The sequence below is a fragment of the Mesorhizobium sp. ES1-1 genome (genome assembly GCF_020164785.1).
Taxonomy (GTDB): Bacteria; Pseudomonadota; Alphaproteobacteria; order Rhizobiales; family Rhizobiaceae; genus Mesorhizobium.
Map to the genome: position 1 here is coordinate 14312 of NZ_JAIUGX010000016.1, position 26191 is coordinate 40502.

The following is a 26191-nucleotide window of genomic DNA, read 5'->3' on the forward strand; positions in this document are numbered from 1 at the left end:
GCCGTCATCGGGGATTTCGCCAATCACCAGCGTCGCAAGAAAAGGCGCTGAGGTTGCGGCCAGCTCCCTTCTCCCCGTCACTATACGGGGAGAAGGTGCCGGCAGGCGGATGAGGGGCGGCGGCGCAGCGCTTCGCAATTGAACTGCTGCCTGCCCTTGCGCCGTTCTCTGCGAGCCATACCTATAGGCTAAGCATTCGCATTTGCAGGACAAGAGCATGACCATCAATCCCAATCCGCGCTCGGTCGTGGCCGTGCGCGCCACCGTTCCCGACGATGCCTTCACGGCCGGCGCCCTGGGTACGCTGCGGGAAGGCAGCGGCGTCGTTATCCGTGATGACGGGCTGGTTCTGACCATCGGCTATCTCATCACCGAGGCCGAGGAAGTCTGGTTGACCAGCCATGACGGCCGGGTCTTTCCGGCACACGCCCTGGCCTACGACCAGGAATCCGGCTTCGGCCTTGTCCAGGCGCTGGCGCCGCTCGGCCTGCCGGCCGTGGCGCTGGGCGACGCCGGCAAGGCCAAGATCGGCGACGCCGTGGTGCTGGCCGACGGCATCGGCCGCTCGGTGCAGGCCAAGATCGTCACCAAGCAGGAATTCGCCGGCTATTGGGAATATCTGCTCGACGAGGCGATCTTCATTGCGCCGGCGCATCCCTCCTGGGGTGGCGCAGGGCTGTTCGGCGAGGACGGCTCGCTGCTCGGGATCGGCTCGCTGCGCCTGCAGATGAGCCGCAATGGCGAGGTGGCCGACATCAACATGGTGGTGCCGATCGACCTTCTGCCGCCCATCCTCGACGACCTGCTGACGCGCGGCCAGGTCGCCAAGCCGCCGCGGCCCTGGCTCGGCGCGCTGTCGGCCGAAAGCGACGGCCAGGTGGTGGTGATGAGCGTGACCGAGGGCGGGCCTGCGGCAAAGGCCGGCCTGCGCCAGGGTGACGTCATCTCCGATATTCGCGACGGCGCCGTCGACGGGCTGGCGGATTTCTATCGCAAGCTGTGGGAAAGCGGCTCGGCGGGCGCGGAGATCCCGATGCGCGTCGTGCGCGACGGCCGCGACACCTGGCTGCGCGTCAAGTCGGCGGATCGCGGCAGCTTCCTGAAAAAGCCGCAGCTGCAGTAGGTCCTCGACGCCAGCCGCATGCATCCAAGACTGCTCAAGACATTCCTGGCGGTGGCGGAGACGCGCAGCGTCACCCGCGCCGCCGAGGCGGTTCATCTCGCGCAGTCGAGCGTCAGCGACCAGATCCAGTCGCTGGAAGCCGAGCTTGGCGCCACGCTGTTCACGCGCAGCAGGGCCGGCTTGCAACTGACACCGGCAGGGCTGGCGCTCAAGCCTGTCGCCGAGGATCTTTTGCGCCTCGATGGCGAGGCGCGTGCGGCGGTTCAGGCGGCGGCCGGGCAGGCGCGCGGGCAGCTGACAATCGGCGCGCTGGAGACGATCGCCTCGGCGCGCCTTGCGCCCTGGATGCCGGGTTTCCAGGCCAGCCATCCCGATATTGCCGTGCGGCTGAAAGTGGCAGGCAGCGGCGCGCTGCTGCGGCTGCTGGAGGCCGGCGAGATCGACGCGGCATTCTGTTTCGACACGCAGCGGGGCGCCGGCCAGGCCCATCAGCTCCTCAGGCGTACCATCGCGGCCGAACCGCTGGTGCTGGTAGCGGCTCCGGGGCAGGTTGGCGGCGGGGACGATCTGGCTGCGCTGGCGACGCGGCGCTTCGTGGCGACGGAGCCCGGATGCATCTACCGTCACATGTTCGACACCGCCTTTGCCGAGGCGGGCTTGCCCGCGCCGAGCCTCTTGTCGGAGGTCGGCAGCATGGGCGCGATCGTACGGCTGGTGGCGGCCGGCGCGGGGCTTGCTCTGGTGCCGCGCCTGGCCGTCGGCGATGCGCTGCTGCGGGGTGAGGTCGTGGAATTGCCCTGGCCGGGCCGCCTGCCGGAGGCGCCGCTTGCAGTGATCTGGCGCCGCAGGCGTGTCCAGCCGCCGGCTCTCGCCAAGCTGCTGTTGGCGTTGCGAGACCCTCTTACGCTGGCGCTGCGGCCCACCAGGCCCGGCTCATCGGTTGAATCGGCTGATGCCGCCAAGCTCTTGCTTGCAAACGAGTCCTGACGGCGCGCCATCTGCTAGACGAGGCGATGGCCGCCCTCGACATGCAGTGTCGTGCCCGTCGTGAAGCCATTGCAGAGCAGGAAAAAAATGGCGTCTGCAATGTCTTCGGGCCGGCCGATGCGCCCCACCGGCAGCCGGTCGGCCATCGCGTCCAGCACCTGTTGCTTGCGCTCGCCGGCAACCTGCGCCCAAATCTCAGTATCGACCCAACCGGGCGAGACGGCGTTGACGCGGATCGGCGCGAGTTCCACCGCCAGCGCCCGTACCAGGCCTTCGAGCGCCGCATTGACCGCAGCGACGACGGACCCGCGTGGTGCCGGCCGGTAAGCGGCGATGCCGGAGACGAAGGTCATCGAGCCGCCGGCCGCGAGCCGAGGCGCGCCATGCTTGGCGAGCAACAGCGGGCCGTAGAGCTTGCTCTCGACCACCCTCTGCGCGGCCTCCAGCTCGATTTCCGGCAACAGCCGGTAGGCGCCTTCGATGTCGGCGGCTGTGCTGACGATGTGGTCGAGCTCGCCGATCTGACCGAACAGTGCTGCGACCTGGTCCTCGCGGGCGATGTCGGCGACGGCAAGCTCCAGCCCGGCGGGCGTGCCGAGCGCGTCGCGCGCCTGGCGCAGCCTATCCTCGCCGCGTCCGGCGATGACGACCGCGGCGCCGGCATCGATGCACCGCCGCGCCAACGCCAGCCCCATGCCCGAACCGCCGCCGACGATCAGGATTTTCTGCTTTGCAATGCTCATATCCGCTCTGCCCTGTTTGGATGGACGATGGCAGGGAATTGGCAGCTTGGTGCGCTGAGGGGAAACGGAAGAAACCGATGGTGGTATCGGAAATGCCGATGGCGGCGTGGTGTGGGATCCAGCTTGGCCAGATCGGGCCTGGGCGCCCCCCTCTGTCCTGCCGGACATCTCCCCCACAAGGGGGGAGATCAGTCTCGTCGCCGGTTTTGCTGATTGTCAGGGTCTCGAGGCACGCTTTATCGGCCTACTGGGTGCAGGCGGAGAAGGCTTCGCCAGGATTCCAGTCGCGGAACGCGACGGTTCTTCCTGCGACGGAAACGGTCTTGTGCCTGGTGGTGCCGTCGGGCTGTTTCTTGCTGCTGGTGCCTTTGCCGGTCAGGACGTTCAAGTCGCAGGCGCTGGCGACATTGTCCTGCTGGAAATCCTCGGAATCGTAAGCGAAGCCGGCGACGATGAAATTCCCATCGCGGTAGGCGATGGTCAGCGTCTGGTTGGTGCGCTCGCTGCCCTGCGGCAGCGCCGGCAGATAGACTTTGATCGAGCCTTTCGGCAGCAGGGTCAGCTCCGGCTCGGTGTCCGAATTGCCATAGCCCGGCCGGTCATAGCCGTTCCACTCGGCGTCGACCTGCTCGTGCACGATCTCGACGGGCTTGAGATAATTGTGCTCCTTGTCCCGGAGGAAGAAGTGGATGTCCATCGGGTCGGTCGGCTCCGTCTCGACGACCATGACCAAGTCGGAGGCGCCGTCGCCGTTGAAATCGCCGGTCAGCGCGGTGATGATCTTGCGGGTTTCGATCGGTTCGGCGAAGCCGGTTGCGGGCAGGGCGATCGCGAGCAGGGCGAGGGCGAGGCGGATACAGATCATGGGATGGCTTGGCCTCGGCGATGGCGACAGCCTCTTTGGTACAGCACGGCGGGGAAGGGCGCCAGCGCTGCCGCAACAGCCCCGGCTTGCGCGGGCAAAGCCGATGGCAGTCTAGTCCGTCTGCGCGCTCGCCAGCACCACGAGGTTTCCATCGGGGTCGTGCATGCGCACGATATGCACATAATCGGCTTGCTCGATCGGACCCGGCTCCAGTCCGGCGTCCGCCAGCCTGCGCCGTTCGGGCACCAGCGGCAGAACGCCCAGCGTCAGCGTCGAGGTGCCGGCCTTGTCCCTGTCTTCGAACAGCTGCACCTCGGCGCTGTCGGTGAATTGCCATTCGGCCAGGCCCGGCATCGGCCGCCGCAAAGGCGGCTTGCCGAAGAGCTTGCCGTACCAGACGATGCTGGCTTCGAGGTCGGAACAACTGACATGAGCAAAAATCGTGTGGATTGCCATCGCAGACCTCGTGCAGGAATGTCTTGTGGCTTTAACGCAGCGGCAGGCTCCGCGTTGCCTTTTCGGATGTGGGCAAGCTTGGCTGCTGACGGAACCTGACAGCGCCGTATGCCATTGTGCGGGCTAGCCTCGACTGGGCGATGGTGAGAACAATGGATTGCGTAGTGAAGGACGGGGAGAGGATCGACTGATGGCGCCGGTCAAGGTCGATCCCGACAGGGTGCATGAATTTCCCGACGCCGCCAGTTTCCGTGCCTGGCTCAGCCGGCATCATGCCACGGAAAGCGAAGTGTGGATCAAGGTGCACAAGGTGCGCTCCGGGCTGAAAGCGATCACGCCGAAGGAAGCCATCGATGTCGCGCTGTGCTTCGGCTGGATCGACGCCGTGCGCAAGGGGCTGGACGACAAGAGCTTCCTGCAACGCTACACGCCGCGCGGCAAGAAGAGCATATGGAGCCGGATCAATGTCGACAATGTCGCGCGGCTGATCGCCGAGGACCGCATGACCGAGCATGGGCTGAGAGAGGTCGAGGCGGCCAAGGCCGACGGGCGCTGGGCGCGCGCCTATGGCAGCGGCAAGGAGATGAAGATCCCCGACGATCTGCAGGCGGCCATCGACGCCGAGCCGGCGGCCAGGGAGATGCTGGGCAAGCTCAGCGCGCAGAACCGCTTCGCGCTCGCCTTCCGCGTCCACAATCTGAAGACCGAGGCCGGCCGCAAGAAGAAGATCGAGACCTTCGTGGCGATGCTGAAGCGCGGCGACACCATCTATCCCCAAGGCAAAAAATAGAGGCCCTTCATGCGCCCGAGTGCGGACTAGTGCTTTCCCATGGGGGCGCTACAGGCTGGCGCCGGCGAGGATGATGCCGAAGCCGGCGAGGCAGATGGCGCTGGTCCGGCGCAAGGCGCGGCGTCCGAGCAGGCTTGATCCGGTGCGCCGCACCAACACGCCGACGGCGAGCCAAGCCGCGCCTGCAAGCGCGACCAGCACGGCAATAATGGCCAGCAGGCTGGCCGTCATGTCATCGGACTGGACCAGCAGGGCGACGATCATCGCCTTGGGGTTGAGCAGCGTGGTCACGAGCACCTGCCTCACCGTGACCAGCCCGGTCTCGGCGTCGTCGTCATCGTTTGCGCTCCAGACGCGGTAAGCCAGCCATAGCAGCCACACAACAGCACCGGCACGCAAGAGGGAAGGCGGCGCGGCCAGATTGAAGGCCGGGACAATCGCGGCAAGCCCTGCCATCGCCAGGATCACCGCCATATAGGCGAGCACGACCGCCGTCAGCATGGGCACGGTGCGCCGTGCCCCGGACGAGACGGTCGAGAAGGCCAGCATGATGTTGGTCGGCCCCGGCGTCAGCAGCAAACCGCCCAAGGCCAGGAGATCAAGGTCAAGCATGCCGGTCCTCGGTGGTGTCGATGAGGCAGAGAGTTAGAAAAGGCCAGCGCCGGGCGAAACCCGTCGTCCAACCGGGCGGGTAAGCGCCCCGGCGGAGGCAGGGCGCGCCGCTGTGGGTTCATAGCGCGATTCGAGAAGCGTCGATAAGTCTCTGGTGTTGCTACGATATCGCGCTTTCTTGGCTGCGGGTCCAGCCATACGGGGAGAGGGCGGCCCTCGTAGGAACAGTACTGCTGTGGAGGAGATCGGCCCTCTGCGGCGCTGGTGCCTCTTCCTTTGCCGCCGTGCTTCGCGTATGGCGCCGGGCAGATCCTCTCATCCCAGTTTGGCCGGACACCGCATGATCAGACTTGAAAGCATCAGCAAGCAGAACGGCCGCCAGCTCGTGTTCATCGAGGCGTCGGCGGCGCTGCAGAAGGGCGAGAAGATCGGTCTCGTCGGGCCGAACGGCGCCGGCAAGACGACGCTGTTTCGCATGATCACCGGGCAAGAGCAGCCCGACGAAGGCCAGGTGCAGGTCGATCGCGGTGTCACCATCGGCTATTTCAGCCAGGATGTCGGCGACATGGAAGGCCATAGCGCTGTCGCCGAAGTCATGAACGGCGCCGGGCCGGTGAGTGAGGTGGCAGCCGAGATGGCGGAACTGGAAGCGGCGATGGCCGATCCGGATCAAGCCGACCGGATGGATGAGATCATCGAGAAATATGGCGAGGCCCAGCACCGTTTCGAGGAACTGGACGGCTATGCGCTCGACGGCCGCGCGCGTGAGGTGCTGGACGGCCTCGGCTTCAGCCAGGAGATGATGGACGGCGATGTCGGCAAGCTTTCCGGCGGCTGGAAGATGCGCGTGGCGCTGGCCCGGATCCTTCTGATGCGGCCCGACGTGATGCTGCTCGACGAACCTTCCAACCATCTCGACCTTGAAAGCCTGATCTGGCTGGAATCCTTCCTCAAGGGCTATGATGGCGCGCTCCTGATGACCTCGCACGACCGCGAGTTCATGAACCGCATCGTCAACAAGATCGTCGAGATCGACGCCGGGTCGCTGACGGCCTATTCCGGCAATTACGAGTTCTACCAGCAGCAGCGGGCGATCGCCGACAAGCAGCAGCAGGCGCAGTTCGAGCGCCAGCAGGCTATGCTGGCCAAGGAGATCGCCTTCATCGAGCGGTTCAAGGCGCGCGCCTCGCATGCCGCCCAGGTGCAGAGCCGGGTCAAGAAGCTCGACAAGATCGACCGCGTCGAGCCGCCGAAGCGCCGGCAGACGGTAAGCTTCGACTTCCAGCCCGCGCCGCGCTGCGGCGAGGATGTCGTGACGCTGAAGAACGTGCACAAGGGCTATGGCAGCCGCACCATCTATGAGGGGCTGGATTTCCAGGTCCGCCGGCGCGAGCGCTGGTGCATCATGGGCGTCAACGGCGCCGGCAAGTCGACGCTGCTGAAGCTGGTTGCGGGGGCTTCCGAACCCGATACGGGCACGGTGGCGCGCGGCCCAAGCGTCAAGATGGGCTATTTCGCCCAGCATGCGATGGAATTGCTGGAAGGCGAACGCACCGTGTTCCAGACGCTGGAAGACGCTTTCCCCCAGGCGGGGCAGGCGCCGCTGCGGGCCCTGGCCGGCTGCTTCGGCTTTTCCGGCGACGAAATCGAGAAGCGCTGCCGGGTGTTGTCAGGCGGCGAGAAGGCGCGGCTGGTCATGGCGCTTATGCTGTTCGACCCACCCAATCTGCTGGTGTTGGACGAGCCGACCAACCACCTCGACATCGCCACCAAGGAGATGCTGATCACGGCGCTTGCGCAGTATGAAGGCACAATGCTGTTCGTCTCGCACGACCGCCATTTTCTCGCAGCACTCTCCAACCGCGTACTGGAACTGACGCCCGAGGGGATCCACACCTATGGCGGCGGCTATACGGAATATGTCGAGCGGACCGGGCAGGAAGCGCCGGGGCTCAGGAGCTGAATGGCAAGGGCGATGCCAGCGAAGCCGGCACCGCCCTTTGTCTTTAGCTGAAGCAACGGCGGCGATGCCAGCGAAGCCGGCACCGCCCTTTGTCTTTAACTGAAATAACGGCGGCGATGCTAGCGGAGCCGGCACCGCCCTTTGTCTTAGCTCGAATAACGGCCTTACTCGAACGAGATGGCCATGCCGCTCAAGTCGGCGTTGACCTGCAGACCGACCTGCTTGCCTGACAGTTCGAGTGCGCGCCCTTGTCGTTGGTCATGAGGATCACCTGGGCGCCCTTGCCGATCGTGCCGCCGCCGCCGGCCGCTCCATAGACGCCGGTCACGTCGCGGGCGCGCCTGATATGGCGTACCGTGCCGCGGAAATAGGTCTTGGACACGCCGAAGGCGAGGCCGCCGGACACGGCGCCGATCGAGATCGGGTAGCTCTTGCCGTGGAAGGTGAAGGTGCCCTTGCCGCCGGAGCCGCCCACGAAGAAGGCCGCCTTGTAGACGGCGAAGCGGATCGTGCCGCTGTCGGCATGCGCTGCGCTGGCAAAGCCGATGCCGGCGGTGGCGATGGCGGCGACCGCGATCTTACGAAATCCCGACGAAATGTTCATGATGATAGCTCCTGGTATCGCCTCTTACCCGGCCGGGCTCGTCAGCGTCTTACGAAAGTCAAACGCAACAGTCTCGACCGTCAATGGTTCCAGCCTGGCGTGGTCACTCCGGCGTGACCAAAGGCGGCCGACTGTCCTGTTGCCGCCCGCTGATCGTCGAGTGCCGTGCTTGTGGGCAGGCGAGTTCCGTGTAGTGTCGCATCGTGTTGGGAAAGGCTTCGGCATGAGAATCGCACTATCCGCCGCAGTGGCGGCGACATTGGCCGGATGCGCGACATCGCCGGTCGACTATGGGACGTCGCTTTCGCAGCAAGACCCGAAATTTGCATCGCCCGAATGCCAGCACGCGCGGACCGCGGCTGCCGACTATGCCGCCCGCGAGAAGACGCATCCAGGCTGGGCCTTCGTCGCGCTCGGCCCATACGGGATGGGCATCCTGGCGGCGACCAAGGAGGCCGAACAGAAGCAACGCAGACTGTTCGCCCGCGACGTCCATCTGCAATGCTCCAGCCTGCCGCTGCCGAAGCAATTGCAGGGCGATTTGAACCCGGCGGGCGCGCAGACGAAATACCCGTAGCCGACGCGGAGCAAACCCTCGGCCCGCTGGCCGCCCCAAGCCATTGCCAGGATCATGGGTGGCCTCGCGACATCATTCTGCCAAGAATTCCCAGGAAGCGTTCATACCTCGGTCGGGGGATGTGTCTTGCGAAAAACGATAGCGGTCACGGCTGCGCTGGCGGCGCTTGTCGTGTTGTCGGCCTCATGGTTCGTTTGGGAGAGAAACGGCGCCTATGGGTTGAACGTCCTTCTGCGGCGCGGCGGAAGTTACTGGATCACGGTCGACCGCGACGATGCGCGCCTCTCGCCGGCGATGCGGCTCGCCCTGCAGCCCTCCATCCCCGAGGCGACCGCCGGGGCGAGTTCGTGGAGCGAAGTGGAGCCGGGATTCGAAGCGGCCGAGATACCGGTAATCGCCGATGCGCGGGAAGTCGACCGCCTCTATCTCTACCGGTTCGATCCGGCGAAATTCCGCTTCGTCGCCCGTAACGAGCCCGATGGAGGCAAGGACATCGACCAGTGGGAGCGCGCGCTTCGCCCTGATGACAAGGGAGGCACGGTGCTGATCGTCAATGGCAGCTATTTCGGCCTCAAGGGTGAGGCGGACACGCCTTTGGTGAGCAATGGGACCCGGCTTGGACCTCGTGACTATGACGCGAAGGCGGGGGCCTGGGCCGCCGATGCGTCCGGCACCCACGTCGTCGATCTGAGCAATCGCGACTGGCGTCCGTTGCTGGAGCACGCGGACAACGCCATGGTTTCCTATCCGCTACTCGTCGGCGAGGATGGCCGCAACGCTGTCAGGGCCAAAAGCAAGTGGTTGGCCAATCGCACATTCATCGCAGAGGACCGGCAGGGTCGCATCCTTGTCGGTTCGACCAGGGATGCGTTCTTCTCGCTGGACAGGCTGGCCGATTTCCTGCTCGCGTCGAAGCTCGACCTCAAGACGGCGTTGAACCTCGATGGCGGGCCGATTGCCTGTCTCAGCGTGCGAGCGGGCAGCTATAGGCTGAAGCACTATGCGCGCTGGGAAGCGCAAGTCACGGATGACAAGGTGTCTCTGCTGCAGGCACCGCTGGACGTGCCTTGGGGAATGCCTGTCGTGCTCACCGTGGAACGGAGATAGCGTCCGCACGAATTGAGCACTGATCGGGCATCAAGACGCGAAGCAGCTCCATCTAGCGCAGCAGCCCATCCGCCTCGAAATTGTCCCAGCCCTCGAGCTTTGGCGGCAGGCCGTCATCCTTTGCCGATTTTCGGGCCGTGCCGGCCTTGCGCTCGCGCTTGCCTGCCCGCGTCAGCGCCGCCTTGCCGGCGCCGCGCCGCCTGTTCTCGGTGACCTCCAGCGCATCCGCCTCCCGCCAGCTTGTCGCCAGGTCGCGGTCGAGAATGTCCTCGACATGGCGCGGATCGAAGACGTGGAAGGTGACGGATTTGGATCGCCCGCGCATCTTGACGGTGCGCGTGCCGATGCTTTTGAGGCGACCATCGCGCAGCCATTTGTGGCGCTCGCGGGCGGAGATGGTGAGGATGTCCTCCGCCTCACGGGGCAGGATGGCTAGGGTTTCGACACCCTGCAAAATGCGCGAGATCGTTGCCGAGGCGGCCTCGAACGCGTCCGCGTCGGTCTTCAGCATACGCAGCACGACCCGGCCCGTCTCTGCCTTGGCGAATTTCCTGACCGCCCAGGGCAGGCGGGCCCGGAGCTCGCGCTCGATCCCCTTCAGGCGCACGGCGGAACCGAGCGTCGCCGATGGCGGCAGCGGCCATTCGGCAACCAGTGTCGTGGCGCTGCTTTCGCCACTCCCGGTTGCGGGAGCAGGGGCGGGAGCGATTTTCGCGGCCAGCCCGCCCACAAGCTTTCGGAGGGAACCGCGCTTCTTCTTGTCCGCCATGTTCCTTTTCTCGCCGCGCGCCTGAACAGAGAACCGCGAGCGGGCTCCAACAGTTCCCTGGCATGCGCGGCACGATGGTGAGCTCTTCACCGCCTACGGCCCGACCGATCAGCAGAGCGAGGATCGGGCGATCCGCACGAAGGCCTTGGCCGGCAAGCATGTCGGCGTCATCGCCTGGAGCAGGGATGCTGACCCGGCGCTAGGCGATTATGGCCCGCCCGCGACCCTGTTCCAGAGCGGCGAGGTGCCCGATATGGAATAAGCGCGCCCAGGCAAATCTTGCCAACGAACTGCTTGAAAGATTCTGGTCCCTTTCTGAACGCTTGGCGTTGAAGTCTCATGTGCTTAGCTCGAATGTCCCCAATGTGGCGAAGCGAATGTTCCTCGGGCTCTCTACGCCGCCCCGCTGCTAGATCAGTGGGAGCGTGTTGATAAAATCGTGCTGCGGGACGCATTCATTTCTTGGATCGTCTTCGAAATTCTTAGGAGGAAGCAGTTCAAAGCGAAGCTTCTTCGCGCTCCAATTGTAAACGGTTTTTTCTACATCGTTTTGAACGATTAGGACGCCGTGAAAGAACCACCAAAATGAATCTCTATAACCTGTCCTAGTCGTGTAAAAGGATAGGCCGCGCAAGTTCGCCAGACTGGAAACAGGTTTACGATCCCCGTGCAACGCAATGCAGTATGGCCTAGCGCTACTCATTGCTCGCGCCGATGCGACAAGCATGCCACCTGCGGCCAGCGACCAAGTTGCAGCGATTGCCGGTATGATCATCAAGGCAATTGTGGACAGCCCCATGGGAGAATGAATATCGCCACGGCACAGAACAAGGAAAGATGCTAATACTGCTATGGTAAGGGTTGCACCGTGCATAAATACAACGTGTCCGCCTGCTCCAGAAAGGCCGGCTGCGACCAGGGTCAATAGCAGACCTACTACAAACGTTATATAAGCAAATAGCAGTGCGCTAGTTTTCGTCAGCCGCAGTGGTGTGAGACGAACCATTGACGCTACTATAGGAAATATAGGCGCGAGTTTGACGCACCATATCAGAATTGAAACTCTAGGCACACCCCCATCTACTGGGGGCCAACGCTTAAACCAGGTAATATCGACGTAGCCGAGAGCAATCAGCACCGAGAGAGCCGCGAGGATTGACCAGTGCAAAATGTTTTTTGATGGTGGGACGCGATCAATAGACATGCCCATACCTGACATCCTGTTATTGTATGCGCAACGGTTGCTACGCCTACGACGTCAACTTTCTGCAGCGAAACCGTAGCGCAGCTTGTCCTCGCTTGGCTTTCCTTAGGCGCCCTCCGAGCGCAGCATTTCAACCGACAACGAGCCGGCCGGGAGCGGCCGCAGCAGCTCGGCCTCTGACTTCGTCAGGTTGAGCCAGGCGGCCCAATTCTCTGGCTGAAGAACCACGATGTGCCGGATGTGGACGGCGCGACATCCGGTCCTGGCTCAGTCGTCAGCATCGTGAAGGTCGGCAGCTTGTTGCCCGCGCTCCCTCTTTCGCCAAATTCTGCGATATCGCGGCCAAGATCGCGCCCCGGCTACCCCGCGGCCAGCCATTTGCGCGACCGCGCGAAGGTCTTGAAGGCGCTGGCCTCCATGGGACGCCCGAAGAAATAGCCCTGCAGGATGTCGCAGCCAAGCTCCTTCAGGATACGCGCATGCTCCATCGTCTCGACGCCCTCGGCGATGACTTCGATGCCGAGCGATTTGCCGATCTCGATGATCGACAACACCAGATGGCGCTGCGCGCTCGAACCGGTGATGGGTATCACCAGTTGGCGGTCGATCTTCAGGCGGCGCGGCTGCAGCTTGAGCAAGGAGACGATCGAGGCATGGCCGGTGCCGAAATCGTCGATCTCGATGTCGATGCCGAGCTCCTTGATATGCTCGATGTTCCAGGTGACCAGCTCGTCGTTCTCGTCGAGGAAGATGGACTCGACCAGCTCGAACGACACGGTTCCCTGCTTGATGTCGAGCTTGCGCAGCCCTTCGATCAGGCTCTTGTCCTCCAGCCGCCTGGCCGAGACATTGACCGAAACGCGCGGGATCTTGAGATGGGCCTGGTTCCAGCGGCCGAAATTCTCCAGCGCCTGCTCGAGGATGGTGCGGTCGATCAGCGAGACGACGTTGAGCTCCTCGGCCACTTTGAGGAAGGCGTCGGGGGCAAGGACCCCGCGTCGCGGGTGGTTCCACCGCGACAGCGCCTCGACGCCGACGATCTCGAGCGTCCTGGCATCGAATTGCGGCTGGTAATAAGCGACGAATTCGTTGCGCTCCAGTCCGCCCAGGATCTCGTCGGCGACCTGCTTGGTGCGCACGATCTCGTTCTGCAGCTCTTCGTTGAAGAACTCGTAGCGGTTGCGGCCGCGGCCCTTCGCCCGGTAGAGGGCGAGATCGGCGTTGACGAGCAGCTGCTTGGTCTCGACGCCGCTGTTGGCGGCGATGCCGATGCTCACGCCGAAGCGGCAGGGATGGCCGCGATAGTCGAGGGGTTGGCGCATCTGTTCGATGATGCGGTCGGCGAGTGCCGCGAGCTCGTCGTCGTCAAGCCCATGGCTCATCACGACGAATTCGTCGCCGCCGATGCGCGCGACGAAATCGCCAGGGCCGGCATTGGCCTTGATGACCTCGGAGGCATGCACAAGCATGGCGTCGCCGGCGGCATGGCCGAGCGTGTCGTTGATCTGCTTGAAGCGGTCCAGGTCCAGGTGCAGCAGCGCGGTGGGCTGGTTCGGCCCGGTGTTTTCGGCGAGCAGTTCATCGAGATAGCGCCGGTTGGGCAGGCCGGTCAAGGAATCGTGCAGCGCTGCATACTCGATTTGCGCCTTGGCGACGTTCAGCTCGGCATTCTTCGATTCGGTCAATTGCCGCTCGCGCCTGAGGGTCTCGTTGAGGAGCACGTCGCTGGTCACGTCCCACTCGGCGCCGATCAGCTTCGGCGCGCCGTCGATATCCTGGAAGAAGCTGGCGCGCGCACGCACGTGGCGGACGGCGCCATCGGGACCGAGGAGGCGGTATTGCGAGGAATAGAGGCTCTTGTTGCCGGCGGCCCGATCGAAATCCCGCTGCGCCCGCGCCCTGTCCTCGGGATGGATTGCCCGCACCCAGTCATCATAGCCGCGCGGCTGGCCGTCGGCGGGTTTGCCGTAGATCTCGTTGACGCGGTCGTCCCATACCATTCGATCGGTGGCGAGGTCGTGCTCCCAGACGCCGATGCCGGAGGCTTCCAGCGCCAGCTCCAGGCGCCCGGAGAGGCGCCTCAGTTCGGCATAGTTCTTCTGCCTTTCTCCGAACAGGCGCCCGGCGACCATGATCGGCAGCACGACCAGGGCTCCGGCGAGCAACATCAGCGCCCGCAAGGTCCATTCGTTCTTCGGAGCCGCCGGCCAGCCGCCCTTGGGGATCGCCGAGATCTGCCAGGAGCCCGACGGCAGCTGCACATTGGCGGTAACCGGATGTCCGTCGATGACATTCTGGCCGCCGAAGAAGCGTTCGCCGCCACCGCCCAGCGCATCCTTGCCGGTCAGCGCGACGTCGATGTTGAGCTCGGGATCGGTCAGCCCGCTGGCGGCGTAGAGCCGGTCGACATCGACCACCGCCGAGACGATGCCCCAGAAGCGGTCGCCGCCGCCCGCTTTCGGCACAAAGACCGGGATGCGGCCGATGAAGCCGAGCCCGCCCTGGGCAAGCTCGACCGGACCCGCGAAGACCAGCACGCGCTGGTCTCGCGCCTGTATCGCCGCCCTGCGCTGCGTCTCGTTCTTGCGATAGTCGACCCCGAGGGCCTTCTCGTTCCCGTTCATCGGGTAAATCAGCGAGATGATGAGGTCGGGCGCGCCGGCAATGTCGCGCAATTGCGATTTCTGCTGGAACAAGTTGGCCGCGAGCGCGGCAAATCTTTCCTGACCCATGTCAGGCTCTGTGATGATGGTCGCCACCAGGCCCTGAACCAGACGCAGATTGCCCGCTATGTTGCCTTCGAGCTTGGCGCGGACGATGTTGACCTTGGCCAGCACATCGGCCCGCTCCAACTGGTCGGAGACGATCCGGTTCTGCCTGTCGGCAAGCAAGGCGCAGGCCAAAAGGACGACAAAAGCTATGGCCGCCGGCAAGTTGGCGGAAGAGAAAACGGCCTGTCTTACGCGACCTATGCTGAAACGCGTTGTGGCCAATTTGACCCGAATACCTTTCTGGACAACAGCCTGTCTGTCGACACTAGTACCAAACGTTTAAATTTGCCCTTCCAATATGGCTAGAGCTGCGCCTGCGCGAAGATGCGCGTCGCCCAGTCGAGGAAGACGCGCAAGCGGGGCGAGAGCTGGCGGTTCTGCGGGTAGAGCGCCGACAGCGGCGTCGGCGAGGGCGGGTAGCCGGCGAGCACTTCGACCAGCGTGCCGTCGGCAAGGTCTTTCTCGAAGCGGTAGCGCGGCGCCTGGATGAGGCCAAGGCCAAGCCGCGCCAGATCGGCCGCTGTATCGGAATTGTTGGCGGCGACGCGGCCGGGTAGCCGGACCTGGCGGATCCTGCCCTCGACGGTGAATTCGAATGGCAAGGTCTCGCCGGAGCGTGACGAGACGAACCCAACCGCCTGGTGACCTTCGAGCGCGTCGGGAGAGGCGGGCACGCCGTGGCGTTCGAGATAGGCGGGGCTGGCGCAGGTCATCTCGCGGATCATGGCGAGCCGCCGCATGATCATGCCGCTATCGGCCGGTTCGCCGACACGGATCACGCAGTCGACGCCTTCGCGCACGAGATCCACCAGGCGGTCGCCCTGGCCGATCTGCAGATCGATGCGGGGGTAGCGAGCCAGGAACTCCGGCAGGCGCGGCAACAGGAAGGTGCGGGTGAGCAGTGTGGAGGCGTCGATGCGCAGCAGGCCGAAGGGCTCGGCATCGCGGAAGGCAGCCTCGGCATCCTCGATCTCGGCCAGGATCGACAGGCAGCGCCGATAATAGGCCTCGCCGTCCTGCGTGGGGTTTACCTGGCGCGTGGTGCGCTCCAGCAGCCGCGCGCCGAGGAATTCCTCGAGCCTCCGGATGGCCTCCGTCGCGGTGGAACGCGGCAGGCCGAGATCGGCGGCGGCCGCAGTGAAACTGCGCCGCTCCAGCACGCGAACGAAAAGCCGCATCGTATCCAGGCGATCCATGGCTATTGTTCGCATTATCCGAATAGTGATGTCAACGAACGCCCGATTATCCGGAAAATAACTCGGCCTATATCCGTCTCACCAAACACGGAGAGACTTCCATGATCACTCAGCATCCAAGAACGGCAATCGTGACCGGCGCCTCCAAGGGCATCGGGGCCGCGATCGCGCGGCGGCTCGCCGGCGACGGCGTCGCCATCATCATCAATTATGCGCGGGGCCGGGCCGAGGCCGAAGAGGTTGCAAGGGCAATCGAGGCGGACGGCGGCAAGGCGATCGCCGTGCAGGCCGATATCGCCGATCCCAAAGGCATTGCAGCATTGTTCGATGCCGGCGAGACGGCGTTCGGCGGCATCGACATACTGGTCAACAATGCCGGCATCATGAAGCTGTCGCCGATCGCCCAGACCGATGACGCCTCGTTCGATACGCAGGTCGCTACCAATCTCGGCGGCGTGTTCCGCGGCATGCGGGAAGGCGCGCGACGGCTTCGCGACGGCGGCCGCATCGTCAATTTCTCCTCGAGCGTCGTCGGCCTCTACCAGCCGGGCTACGGCGTCTATGCCGCCACCAAGGCAGCCGTCGAGGCGATGACGCATATTCTGGCCAAGGAGCTTGGCCAGCGCCGCATCACCGTCAACGCGGTGGCGCCCGGCCCGGTCGAGACCGCGCTGTTCATGGACGGCAAGAGCGAGGCGCAGATCGAGGCCATCGGGAAGATGATCCCGCTCGGCCGGCTCGGGCAGCCCGCCGACATTGCCGGCATCGTCTCCTTCCTCGCCGGGCCGGACAGCTTCTGGGTCAACGGCCAGGTCATCCGCGCCAATGGCGGCGTCGTGTGAGGAGGTCACCATGCAAAAAACAATCCTGATCACGGGTGCTTCCTGCGGCTTCGGCGCGATGACGGCGCGGGCGCTGGCAAGGTCCGGCCACACCGTCTATGCCTCGATGCGCGACCCCTCGGCGCGCGGCGCGGCGGTGGCCGAGATGGAAAAACTGGCGCGCGACGAAGACCTAGCGCTCATTCCCATCGCGCTCGATGTCACCTCCGACAGTTCGGCCGAGGCCGCGATCGAGCGGATCATCGGCGAGGCTGGCCGGCTCGACGTGCTCGTCCACAATGCCGGGCACATGGGGTTCGGACCGGCCGAGGCCTTTACGCCCGAACAGCTGGCGCAACTCTACGATGTCAACGTCGTCGGCACGCAGCGGGTCAACCGCGCAGCCTTGCCGCATATGCGCCCGCTCGGCCGGGCGCAGATGATCTGGGTCGGCTCGAGCAGCACGCGCGGCGGCACGCCGCCATTCCTGGCGCCCTATTTCGCCGCCAAGGCCGGCATGGACGCGCTGGCGCAGAGCTATGCGCTTGAACTTGCGCGCTTCGGCATCGAGACGACAATCGTGGTGCCTGGCGCCTTCACCAAGGGCACGGAGCATTTCACTCACGCGGCGGCGCCGGCCGATGGCGAGCGCGCCGCGCTCTATTGGTCCGGTACCTATGCAGGGGTCGACCAGCAGGCGCTGAAGGGGCTGGCCTCGCTCGAGCCGGTGGACGCCGATCCGGAGACGGTCGCACGCGCCATCGTCGACCTCGTGGCCATGCCGCATGGCAGCCGTCCGCTGCGCATCCATATCGATCCCTCCGACGATGGCGCGGCCATCGTCAACGGCGTTGCCGACCGCGTGCGCGCGCAACTCATGGAACGGATCGGCCTTGCCGACCTGCTCCACGTCAAAATCTGAAACCCCACTGAAGAGAAGGAACAAGACCATGCCATTCGCCAACATAAAAGTGCCGCAGGCCGCGCTCTCCAAGGCGCAGAAGGCAGACCTCATCCACCGCACCACAGCCATGTTCGTCGACTTTTTCGGCGAGGGCGTGCGACCCACCACCATGGTGCTGGTGGAAGAAATCGCCGATGGCGGCTACGGCCGCGCCGACGAGGTGTTCGTGATCCCGGAAGCCTATCGCGCCAGGGAGTAATACCAGCCGGAGCACCGAAGCGCTCGCGTGCCGTCATGGGCGCGCGAGCGCTCGCGCCTCTGGGTGGGGGCGGCGCAGCCTTGAGTGCCGCCATTGACGGCACAGCTCATCCGGCCGATAGGTCCGCGCGAACAGCCCGAGACTGCACAATGCCCGACCTCAAAGAAGCAACCGCCACCGCCGATGCCGCCTGGCAGAACGATGTCCGCCAGGGCGTGCGCCATGTGCGCGATCTCGAGCGCCTGCCGCTGTCGCCGGCCGAGCGGGCGGCGGCTCAGGCCGCTGCCGCCAACCACAAGGTGCGGGCGCCCAAGGCTTACCTCGACCTGATCGACTGGAACGACCCGGCCGACCCGATCCGCGCGCAGGTGATCCCGTCGCCCGGCGAACTCAAGCAGGCGGAAGGCGAGCTCGACGATCCCATCGCCGACCACGCGTTCAGCCCGGTGCCGCGCCTGACGCATCGCCATGCCGATCGTGTGCTTCTGTTCCCGACCTATCAATGCGCCGTCTATTGCCGCTTCTGCTTCCGCAAGGAATCGCTGACTTCGATCGCCCGCGGCTACACGCGCGAGGCGCTGGAGCCGGCGCTGGCCTATATTTCGGCTCATCCGGAAATCCGCGAGGTGATCCTGACCGGCGGCGATCCGCTGTCGCTGCCCGACAAGGCGCTGGCCGAAATCGCCGGGCGCATCGAGGCGATCGCGCATGTGCGGCTGCTGCGAATCCACACCCGCGTGCCGGTGGCGCTGCCGTCGCGCATCACGCCTGGGCTGGTGGCCGCACTGCAAGGGCGGCTGATGGTCACCGTCGTCACGCATTTCAACCACGCGCGCGAGATCACCGACGCCACCGAAGCGGCCTGCCGGACGTTGCGGCTGGCGGGGTTCGTGCTGCTCAACCAGAGCGTTCTGCTCAAAGGCGTCAACGACAGCGTCGAGGTGCTGGAAGAGCTCTGCCGCGAGCTGATGTATCGCCTGGGCGTTAAACCCTATTACCTGCACCATGGCGATCTGGCGCGCGGCATGGCGCACCGCCGCACGACGATTGCCGAAGGCCAGGCGCTGGTGGAAGCGCTGCGCGCCCGCCTGTCGGGCATCTGCAATCCTGTCTATGTGCTCGACCTCCCGGAAGGCGGCGGCAAGGTGCCGATCGGGCCGTGTCATGTCGAGGTGCGGGACGGGCAGCGCTGGCGGCTGCGCGGGCTGGATGGGAAGGCGCGGGATTATGCGGAGGTGGTCGGCGAGGGGGAGGGCGCGGCCGTGAGCCGTAGCGACGCAAGTGGCGCAAGTTAGCGCTGCCCCTCACCTGCCTGCCGGCATCCTCTCCCCGTATAGGACGGGGAGAGGGGCGCTGTCATCGGCGATTTCGCCAATCTCCAAGGTTGCGGAAAGATCGTCAGCGTTGCGGCCAGCCCTCTCTCCCCGTCCTATACGGGGAGAGATGTCCGGCAGGACAGTGAGGGGCAGCGCCGACGCGGGAGATTGGTGCGTTGCATCAGCGCGGGGCGATAATTGGTCGAGCCTAAACCTCAACTCCGCCGACAAACGCCAGGACGACGATGCGCGGAGCGGTGCAGTAGACAAGGCTGAGCTTGCGGCCGATCCTTGTCGTGGCGCGGCGCGCGTCGAGGTCAACGGCGATATCCTCGTAGCCCAGCACCTGTCGGTCGAGCGGATAGACCGCCTTGTAGACAGCCTCCTTGGCGACGAAGAGGAGGCGGCCGGCGAGATGGAGATCACTTCTGTCCATGCGGTCCGCGGACGTTGCGACGAGCGCGAAAATATCATCGGGCAAAGGCAGCGCCGGCTCGACGTCGATGCCCAGCGATATGATGTCTCCGACTTCGGCAAGTGCCGCCACTGCCATGTCGTCGTCATGGGCGAGCGAGCCGGTCATCCCGTCGGGCCAGACCGGCGCTCCCGACGGCGCGCGGGGGATCGGGTCGTGGATGCCGATATCCGCCAGCAGCCGGTGCGCGATCCACCGCGCGGCGCCGCTGGCTCGCCGCATGGCCGGCTGGCGGGCAGGGAGGGAGCGCGCCTCCTCCGGCAGCAGATGGGTCTCGTCACCGTCGCGTATCAGCCGGCATCCCGTGCGCACCCCATGTGGGGCGATGGCGGCCAGCGCCCGCGCCAGCGACATTTCCTCGGGCAAAACGGCCAGCGAAGTGATTGCCGTCATGGTTCGGCTCCCGACGCCGGGCGGGACAAGATCGGCAATCATCTCTTCGCTCTCGTCCGGTCTTGATCGAGGGTCAATGGCGTCAGGACGACGCCCTGGAACCGTCGTCCATGATCGCCTCGACGAACCGATGCAGCTTGGCCGGGTTACCGCGCCAGATCGTGTCGGGCTCCAGGGTCTCGCCCTTCATGACGAAGGAATCGGCATCGACCATCGATCCCTTGCCCATGGTGACGCCGTAATGGACGAAGGCGGAGGGCCCTAGCGTACAGCCGTCGCCGATGCTGATATAATCCGACTTGAAGGCGCCTTCCTCCAGCGAATGGGCCTGGATGACGCAGCCCTCGTTGAGTGTGACATCGTCGCCGATCTCGACCAGCGAGCGCTCGGTCAAATTGGCGCCGCCGTCATAGACTCGTTTGCCGACCTTCACGCCGAGCAGGCGCAGGATCATCGGCCGGAAGGGCGTGCCGCCAAACAGCCGCACGATGGGCGAGTCGGCGAGCTTCCAGTGGCGCTCATGGCGCCAGAAATCGACGTCGTAGATCGTCGTCACCTGAGGCTTCAGCCTTCCGAAGCCGAGGCTTGCCCGCTCGACGAAGATGTAGAACGGGATGGTGATCGCCGACGTCAACAACACGGCGACGAAGAGGGCGATCTCGGCCCATTCGGTGTAATAGTTCAGCGCGCGGTCCCAGATCGCCAGGGTGGCGAACAGCATGATCCATTGCGTGGCCACGAACAGGAGGATCGTCACCAGATTGTGGCGGTTCTTGAACGGGATGCGCTTGCGCCGGTCGGCCTCGGCAACGCCCGCGATCAGCTCTTTATCGCGGTTCACCATGCGCGGGATTTCGAAGGAAGGCGACCCGAGCAGGCCGACATTCTCGCGCAGCGGCCCGTCGACCGGGATCATCACCTTTGTGCCGAGCAGGACGTTGTCGCCCGTGCGGCCATCCGGCGGGTAATAGATGTTGTTGCCGAGATAGTTGCGCTCGCCGATGCGGGTCGGCTCAAGCCTGAAGGCGGTGGCTGACTTGTGCATGTTGATCATGAACAGCCCGTCCGACACCATGGTCTCGGTGCCGATCTCGCACAGCAGCGGGTTTTCGTGCTGCTGGTTGGAGCCGAAATTGGAGCCCGTCTGCACGACCTTGTTGAGGTTCCAGCCGATGGCCCGCATATAGTGGACAATGGCTGAGCTGTCGCCGAACAGCAGTCCCAGCATGCGGGAATTGCTGGAGAATTCGGACACGGACTGCAGCCAGTAGCGGAAGCCGTAGAGCGTGTAGGTGCGGCCGGGTTTCAGGATCAGGCTGAACAGGCGCGGCACCAGGGTTGCGGCGAGGAAGGTCGCGCCGATGTAGCCGAAAAGCGTGACCGTGGTGCCGATGGCCACGAGGCCGATCGTCTCCTGGTAGTCGTCGCCGAGATTTTCCCAATAGGAGTGGAACAGCAGCGGCAGCGGCGTGATGACCGCGAACAGCAGCAACAGCTGAACGGCTTCATAGAGGATGCGCCTGATCTCGTAGGGGTTTTCATTGCGCACCTTGCAATAGTCCGCCGTGGTCGGCACGGCCGGCGAGCCATGCCAGTGTTCGCCGTCCGGGATGCTTTGCCCGCGCTGCAGCGAGGATGAATGACCGAGCTGGCCGCCGTCGCCGATGGAGATGTCGATGTCGAGCGTGGAGCCGACGCCGACAAAGACATCGCGACCGATGGTCAGCGGCCCTGTGTGGATATAGCCGGCCTGCGCGCGATAGCCCAGGATCATGGATTCCTTGCGCAGGATGGTGTTGGCGCCGATCGAAATAAGATCGGTGCAGACGGGGATGGAACGCGACTCGATGACGGCGTTGTGGCCGAGCCTGGTGCCGAGCAGTCTGAGATAGAGGCTGTAGAGCGGGCTGCCCCGGAACAGAACGACGGGCGCGGTGCGGATCAGGGTCTTGACGACCCAGAAGCGGTAGTAGCGCGGGCCCCAGATGGGGAAGGTCTCGGCCTTCCAGCGGCCGATGAGCACCCATTTGGCAAGGACGGCGAAGCCGGTCATGCCGAAGAAGACGCCGGCCGAGAGCGCGACGCACCTGAAGTAGAGCTGCAGCGGATCGTCGAGCGCCTCATACATCCAGTTGAGTCCGATGTTGAAGGCCCACAGGCCGAGATAGCTGTAGACGCCGTAGAAGAGCAGCTGCGCGAGGCCGCAGGTCCAATAGGCGAAATCCGAGGCGCGGCGGGTGAGGACGGGCTCGTAGGTGGCCGTCGTCATGGCATCGGCGGTGCCCAGATGCGCGGCCAGGCGCGCCACGGTCGGGAAGAGGTAGATGTCGCGCATCGACGTCGTCGCCCATTCCTCACGGGTTCGCACCCGCGCGCAGAAATGAGCCATGAGAAGCGAGTTGGCGCCGAGATCGTCGAAGAAATTGTCCTCGACCGACACCTCCTCGAATTTCAGCACCTCGGCCAGCGCGCCGGCCAGGAAGCGCTCGTCATCGGTGCGGGGCACCACCATGGCGCGGTCGCCCGAAAGCCGGACGCTGGTCGGCTTTGGCAATTGCCGAAGGTCGACCTTGTTGGAGACCGTCATTGGGATGCCGGGCAGTTCCTCCAGATAGGAAGGGACCATGTAGTCGGGCAGGCGCCGCTTCATCACCTTGGCGATTTCGGCGCGCGCGATCGCCGGCTGGCCTGATTTGGCGGCGTAATAGGCGACTAGTTCGACGCGGCCGGGCTCGATCTCCCAGGTGGTGACAGCGGCCTGCGCGATTTCGGGCTGGTCGAGCAGCACCGCCTCGATCTCGCCAAGCTCGATGCGATAGCCGCGGATCTTCACCTGCGTGTCGATGCGCCCGGCATATTCGATCTCGCCGCTTTCGTTGATGCGGCCAAGGTCGCCGGTGCGGTAGATGCGCTTCGACGGATTGTTGGGCAGGCCGATGAAATCGGCGATGAATTTCTGTTCCGTCAGGTCGGGCCGGTTGAGGTAGCCGACGGCCAGGCCGATGCCGGCAATGCCGATCTCGCCCAGTTCGCCGGGCGCGGCAAGCTGCGGCAGCGACGGGTCGAGAATGACGATGGAATAGGTGGGCAGCGGCGCGCCGATGGTCACCGGCCGGTCGGGCGACAGTTCGCCCATGGTTGCCGTAACCGTGGCTTCGGTCGGGCCATAGGTGTTGAGGATCTTGCGGCCGGGTCTCGACCAGCGCACGACCAGATTGTGCGGGCAGGCCTCGCCGCCGACCAGCAGCGTGCGCAGGCTGGGCACGTCCGACGTCATCGATGACAGCAGGGTCGGACTGCAGGCCATGCAGGTGATGGCGTGCTGGCGCAGGAAATCCGCGAGCTCCTCGCCGACGAGGGGGAGTTGGCCGGGCGCCGGCACCACGGTCGCGCCGGCCACGAACGGCACCCAGATCTCCTCGGAGGAAAAGTCGAAGGCGATGGTCATGCCCTGGTAGACGCGATCGCAGGGTTGGTAGCCGTAGGAGGCGGCGGCGACCCGGATGAAGTTGACGAAGCTCTGGTGGCGGACGGCGACGCCCTTCGGCCTGCCCGTCGTGCCCGAGGTGTAGAGGATGTAGCAGATGTCGTCGGCGGCGCCCGGCGCCTTGTGCGGCTTGAGCGGCGCGTCTGACTGGGCGGAAATCTCGGCAGCGGCGCTGTCGATGAGCAGATGCGGCACCGCCAGCTGGCCGGCGCGCGAGGCGTAGGCGGCGATGGTGACGATCATGCTGACGCCGGCGTCGTCGATGATCAGCTCCATGCGCTCGCGCGGGAAGGCGGTGGCCAGCGGCACGAAGGCAGCGCCCGCCTTGATGACGCCGAGAAGGGCGACATAGGTTTCCGCCGAACGGTCGAGGATGAGCCCGACGCAGTGGCCCGGCCGCACGCCGCGCTTGCCGAGCAGGCGGGCGAACTGGTTGGCGCGCCTGTCGAGCTCCTGATAGGTCCAGGCGCGCCCCTCGGAAATCACCGCGGGAAGAGCGGCAAATGTGTGGGCGAGCTGTTCGAAGACCTTGTCGAGCCGTTCCTCGGGCCGGCCGGCGCGGGGGAAGTCTGCCCCGGTCAGCACCTGGCCCTGCGCGGCGAGCGAACGCCGGGCGCTTTTCATGAGCGTGTCCACACCCGGCAAACCATTTGCGACCAGGCCATTTCCTCCCAGCCCGGTTTCGGGCTCTGCGCTCGGCCCTGCCGTGTCCCGCTCGAGTGCGGCGATATCGACACCGTGATCCATGTGCAAACTTTCCGGTCCTGCGAAGCCTTGAACGGCACGCCGCCGCCCGGCCTGGTTGCCCGGGCCGGGTCGCGCTGTCCGGATGGGTATGCCATCCGATCTTTTCGCCAGTTTTTCTCAACTGTTGAATCTTGTTTCTGAACTGTGTCTGGAGGCGGCAAAGGCGCCGGTTTCGCCGGTCCCGGCGCAGCGGTCCGGCGCCTCGCAAAAAATCTGCCGGCCGCCGGGAATAAAGGGCGGCCTTTCCGGGTCTTCACTACAGCGGGGCCAAACCGGCCCGCGACACGAAGAAAACGAAACAAGGATCTTTAGGAATGACCAAGCTCGCTCTCAGCGTGGCTGCGATGTTGCTTGCCTCGAGTGCCGCCTTTGCCGGCAGCGACCATTACGGCGCCGACAATGCCAACCAGCCCGCCGTCGACGCCAATGCGACGGCCTCGATCCCCTATGCCGGCCGGAAGGACGGCGTCGACGCCAAGGTGACGACCGGACCGAGCCAGGGCTCGGTGCAGGACATCATCGATCGGCACAATCGCGACGGCAATTGGGGCCGCTAACCGCTTCCGATCTTCACGCAAGCCTTCAACAAACAGGAACCATCGACATGAAAAACATCGCTCTCACCGCCGCCGCCATCCTGCTCGCCACCACCGGCGCCTTTGCCGGCAGCGACCATTTCGGCCAGACCTCCGCCAGGCCGGCGGCAGCCACGGTCGACACCATCCGCACCGCATCCATCCGCAAGGCGGACATGGCCGCGCACGACATGAAGGCGACGACGAAATCCGACGCGGACGAACCAGGCCAGGGCATCTGGGGCAACTGAGTTCGCGGGCGCCGGCGCCGCATCCCGACGGCGCCGAGCCCGACCGCGTCGGGACGGAGGGCCAGGGCTTCGGCCCTCCGTTATCTCTTTCCCGGCTGCCGGCGTGATGTCCCGCCGCCGGGACCTGACTTTTCCGCGCCTCTAGCCAACCCAACCCATGAGGAGACCACCATGTTCAGCATGACACGCCGCACAGTGCTTCAATCTGCGGCGGCCGCCGCCGCCCTCGGCCTTGCCGGCAAGCTTGAATTCACCCGGCCCGCTTTCGCGCAGACGCCGCTCGAACCGTCCGTCGGCTTCTACAAGTACACAGTCGGCGACATCGAGGTGACCGCCATCTATGACGGCATCTGGAAGAAGCCGCACGACCCGGCCTTCATCGCCAACGCCTCGGTCGAGGACACCAAGGCGGCACTCGCCAAGGCGGGGCTGACCACCGACTTCATGCCGATCCCGCTCACCGTTGTCGTGCTCAAGATGAACGGCAAGCTGATCATGATGGATGCCGGCTCGGGCGTCGGCCAGTGGCAGACCAACGCCACGCACCTGCCGGCCAATATGGCCGCCGCCGGCATCGACTACAAGGCGATCGACACCATCATGATCTCCCATTTCCACCCCGACCATGTCTGGGGCCTGATGGAAAAGGGGAGCAACGCGCCGGTGTTCCCCAATGCCGAGCTGATCGTCAACGCGACCGAGTATAAATGGTGGACCGATCCCGGCCGGCTGGCCAAGCTGCCGGAAGGCCGCAAGCCGGCGGGCAAGCGCATCGCCGACAATTTCCCCAAATGGAAGAACTGGAAACTGGTGCAGGACGGCGACGAGGTGGCGCCCGGCATGCAGATCATCGCGGCGCCCGGCCACACGCCAGGCCATTCCGTGTACCTCGCCAATTCCGGCAAGGAACAGCTGATGATCTCGGCAGACACCATGTATGTGCCGGCGTTGCTGGCGCCGCATCCGGAATGGCGGGGCAGCTACGACCAGGATGGGCCGACGGCGATCGCCACGCGCCACAAGATCATCGACCGGGTGATCGCCGACAATATCCGCATTTCCGGATCGCACTTCCCGTTCCCGGGCACCGGCGTCTTCGTCAAAGACGGCAATGCCTACGGCTTCACACCAGTTCAGATTTGAGACCGTTTGGAAACTCTACTCTGGCGGCCATCTGAAGGCGTTTCTGCGCTTCC

23 protein-coding genes and 3 pseudogenes are annotated in these 26191 nt (G+C 64.9%); 14 read left to right on the forward strand and 12 right to left on the reverse strand.

The window, feature by feature from the left end:
• Positions 1–217: 217 nt before the first annotated feature.
• A complete protein-coding gene (locus LB513_RS23185; protein WP_224665810.1) occupies positions 218–1123 on the forward strand; it encodes a S1C family serine protease in 906 nt (301 codons plus the stop codon).
• Between the two features lie 18 nt (positions 1124–1141).
• The gene (locus LB513_RS23190) at positions 1142–2110 is read left to right on the forward strand and encodes a LysR family transcriptional regulator (RefSeq protein WP_224665811.1); all 969 of its coding nucleotides are present in this window, start codon (positions 1142–1144) and stop codon (positions 2108–2110) included.
• A 14-nt stretch (positions 2111–2124) separates the two neighbouring features.
• Here LB513_RS23190 and LB513_RS23195 read toward each other — a convergent pair whose 3' ends face one another.
• The 3 genes from LB513_RS23195 to LB513_RS23205 form a co-directional block, all read right to left on the reverse strand.
• Positions 2125–2853, reverse strand: a complete 729-nt coding sequence (locus LB513_RS23195) for an SDR family oxidoreductase (protein WP_224665812.1) — start codon at positions 2851–2853, stop codon at positions 2125–2127.
• A gap of 244 nt (positions 2854–3097) precedes the next feature.
• Entirely contained in the window at positions 3098–3718 is a 621-nt protein-coding gene (locus LB513_RS23200; protein ID WP_224665813.1) for a hypothetical protein, read from the reverse strand.
• 111 nt (positions 3719–3829) lie between these two features.
• Positions 3830–4174 (reverse strand): VOC family protein, encoded by a 345-nt coding sequence (locus LB513_RS23205; RefSeq protein ID WP_224665814.1) that lies wholly within the window; start codon positions 4172–4174, stop codon positions 3830–3832.
• Positions 4175–4364: 190 nt separating this feature from the next.
• Between LB513_RS23205 and LB513_RS23210 the strand changes: the two genes are divergently transcribed.
• The gene (locus tag LB513_RS23210) at positions 4365–4964 is read left to right on the forward strand and encodes a YdeI/OmpD-associated family protein (RefSeq protein ID WP_224665815.1); all 600 of its coding nucleotides are present in this window, start codon (positions 4365–4367) and stop codon (positions 4962–4964) included.
• Positions 4965–5012: 48 nt separating this feature from the next.
• Here the strand turns inward: LB513_RS23210 and LB513_RS23215 are convergent, their stop codons facing one another.
• Positions 5013–5576 carry a LysE family translocator gene (locus tag LB513_RS23215; protein ID WP_224665816.1) on the reverse strand — a complete coding sequence of 188 codons (564 nt, stop codon included), beginning with the start codon at positions 5574–5576 and terminating at the stop codon, positions 5013–5015.
• A gap of 340 nt (positions 5577–5916) precedes the next feature.
• Here LB513_RS23215 and LB513_RS23220 point away from each other — a divergent pair, with 340 nt between their 5' ends.
• Positions 5917–7539 (forward strand): ABC-F family ATP-binding cassette domain-containing protein, encoded by a 1623-nt coding sequence (locus LB513_RS23220; RefSeq protein ID WP_224665817.1) that lies wholly within the window; start codon positions 5917–5919, stop codon positions 7537–7539.
• Positions 7540–7703: 164 nt separating this feature from the next.
• Here LB513_RS23220 and LB513_RS23225 read toward each other — a convergent pair.
• Positions 7704–8143: pseudogene (locus tag LB513_RS23225) on the reverse strand (hypothetical protein).
• A 223-nt stretch (positions 8144–8366) separates the two neighbouring features.
• On the opposite strand from LB513_RS23225, the gene LB513_RS23230 reads away from it, so the two are divergent.
• Together LB513_RS23230 and LB513_RS23235 are read left to right on the forward strand one after the other, a co-directional pair.
• Positions 8367–8720 carry a hypothetical protein gene (locus tag LB513_RS23230; protein ID WP_224665818.1) on the forward strand — a complete coding sequence of 118 codons (354 nt, stop codon included), beginning with the start codon at positions 8367–8369 and terminating at the stop codon, positions 8718–8720.
• Between the two features lie 126 nt (positions 8721–8846).
• Positions 8847–9827, forward strand: coding sequence for a phosphodiester glycosidase family protein (locus tag LB513_RS23235; RefSeq protein ID WP_224665819.1), 981 nt, complete (start codon positions 8847–8849; stop codon positions 9825–9827).
• 52 nt (positions 9828–9879) lie between these two features.
• Here the strand turns inward: LB513_RS23235 and LB513_RS23240 are convergent, their stop codons facing one another.
• The gene (locus tag LB513_RS23240) at positions 9880–10596 is read right to left on the reverse strand and encodes a hypothetical protein (RefSeq protein ID WP_224665820.1); all 717 of its coding nucleotides are present in this window, start codon (positions 10594–10596) and stop codon (positions 9880–9882) included.
• 73 nt (positions 10597–10669) lie between these two features.
• Between LB513_RS23240 and LB513_RS23245 the strand changes: the two are divergent.
• Positions 10670–10858 (forward strand): annotated as a pseudogene (locus LB513_RS23245) (hypothetical protein); the annotation flags it as partial.
• A gap of 147 nt (positions 10859–11005) precedes the next feature.
• Here LB513_RS23245 and LB513_RS23250 read toward each other — a convergent pair.
• From LB513_RS23250 to LB513_RS23265, 4 genes and pseudogenes are all read right to left on the reverse strand, one after another.
• A complete protein-coding gene (locus LB513_RS23250) occupies positions 11006–11806 on the reverse strand; it encodes a hypothetical protein (protein WP_224665821.1) in 801 nt (266 codons plus the stop codon).
• A 99-nt stretch (positions 11807–11905) separates the two neighbouring features.
• Positions 11906–12117: pseudogene (locus LB513_RS23255) on the reverse strand (SOS response-associated peptidase family protein); the annotation flags it as partial.
• A 42-nt stretch (positions 12118–12159) separates the two neighbouring features.
• Positions 12160–14721 carry an EAL domain-containing protein gene (locus tag LB513_RS23260; RefSeq protein WP_411962740.1) on the reverse strand — a complete coding sequence of 854 codons (2562 nt, stop codon included), beginning with the start codon at positions 14719–14721 and terminating at the stop codon, positions 12160–12162.
• Positions 14722–14873: 152 nt separating this feature from the next.
• Positions 14874–15767 carry a LysR family transcriptional regulator gene (locus LB513_RS23265; protein ID WP_224665822.1) on the reverse strand — a complete coding sequence of 298 codons (894 nt, stop codon included), beginning with the start codon at positions 15765–15767 and terminating at the stop codon, positions 14874–14876.
• Positions 15768–15868: 101 nt separating this feature from the next.
• Between LB513_RS23265 and LB513_RS23270 the strand changes: the two genes are divergently transcribed.
• From LB513_RS23270 to LB513_RS23285, 4 genes are all read left to right on the forward strand, one after another.
• A complete protein-coding gene (locus tag LB513_RS23270) occupies positions 15869–16609 on the forward strand; it encodes an SDR family oxidoreductase (RefSeq protein ID WP_224665823.1) in 741 nt (246 codons plus the stop codon).
• A gap of 10 nt (positions 16610–16619) precedes the next feature.
• Positions 16620–17510 (forward strand): SDR family oxidoreductase, encoded by an 891-nt coding sequence (locus LB513_RS23275; protein ID WP_224665824.1) that lies wholly within the window; start codon positions 16620–16622, stop codon positions 17508–17510.
• A 28-nt stretch (positions 17511–17538) separates the two neighbouring features.
• Entirely contained in the window at positions 17539–17751 is a 213-nt protein-coding gene (locus LB513_RS23280) for a tautomerase family protein (protein WP_224665825.1), read from the forward strand.
• A 149-nt stretch (positions 17752–17900) separates the two neighbouring features.
• The gene (locus tag LB513_RS23285; RefSeq protein WP_224665826.1) at positions 17901–19046 is read left to right on the forward strand and encodes a KamA family radical SAM protein; all 1146 of its coding nucleotides are present in this window, start codon (positions 17901–17903) and stop codon (positions 19044–19046) included.
• A 229-nt stretch (positions 19047–19275) separates the two neighbouring features.
• Here LB513_RS23285 and LB513_RS23290 read toward each other — a convergent pair whose 3' ends face one another.
• Complete coding sequence (locus LB513_RS23290) at positions 19276–19935, reverse strand: 4'-phosphopantetheinyl transferase (protein ID WP_224665827.1); 660 nt, start codon at positions 19933–19935, stop codon at positions 19276–19278.
• 82 nt (positions 19936–20017) lie between these two features.
• Positions 20018–24169: a Pls/PosA family non-ribosomal peptide synthetase gene (locus tag LB513_RS23295; RefSeq protein WP_224665828.1), complete on the reverse strand. Its 4152-nt coding sequence runs from the start codon at positions 24167–24169 to the stop codon at positions 20018–20020.
• Positions 24170–24483: 314 nt separating this feature from the next.
• On the opposite strand from LB513_RS23295, the gene LB513_RS23300 reads away from it, so the two are divergent.
• The 3 genes from LB513_RS23300 (at position 24484) to LB513_RS23310 (ending at position 26138) form a co-directional block, all read left to right on the forward strand.
• Positions 24484–24726, forward strand: a complete 243-nt coding sequence (locus LB513_RS23300) for a DUF680 domain-containing protein (protein WP_224665829.1) — start codon at positions 24484–24486, stop codon at positions 24724–24726.
• A 47-nt stretch (positions 24727–24773) separates the two neighbouring features.
• Entirely contained in the window at positions 24774–24995 is a 222-nt protein-coding gene (locus LB513_RS23305) for a DUF680 domain-containing protein (protein WP_224665830.1), read from the forward strand.
• Between the two features lie 171 nt (positions 24996–25166).
• A complete protein-coding gene (locus tag LB513_RS23310) occupies positions 25167–26138 on the forward strand; it encodes an MBL fold metallo-hydrolase (protein WP_224665831.1) in 972 nt (323 codons plus the stop codon).
• The last annotated feature ends 53 nt before the right edge of the window (positions 26139–26191 follow it).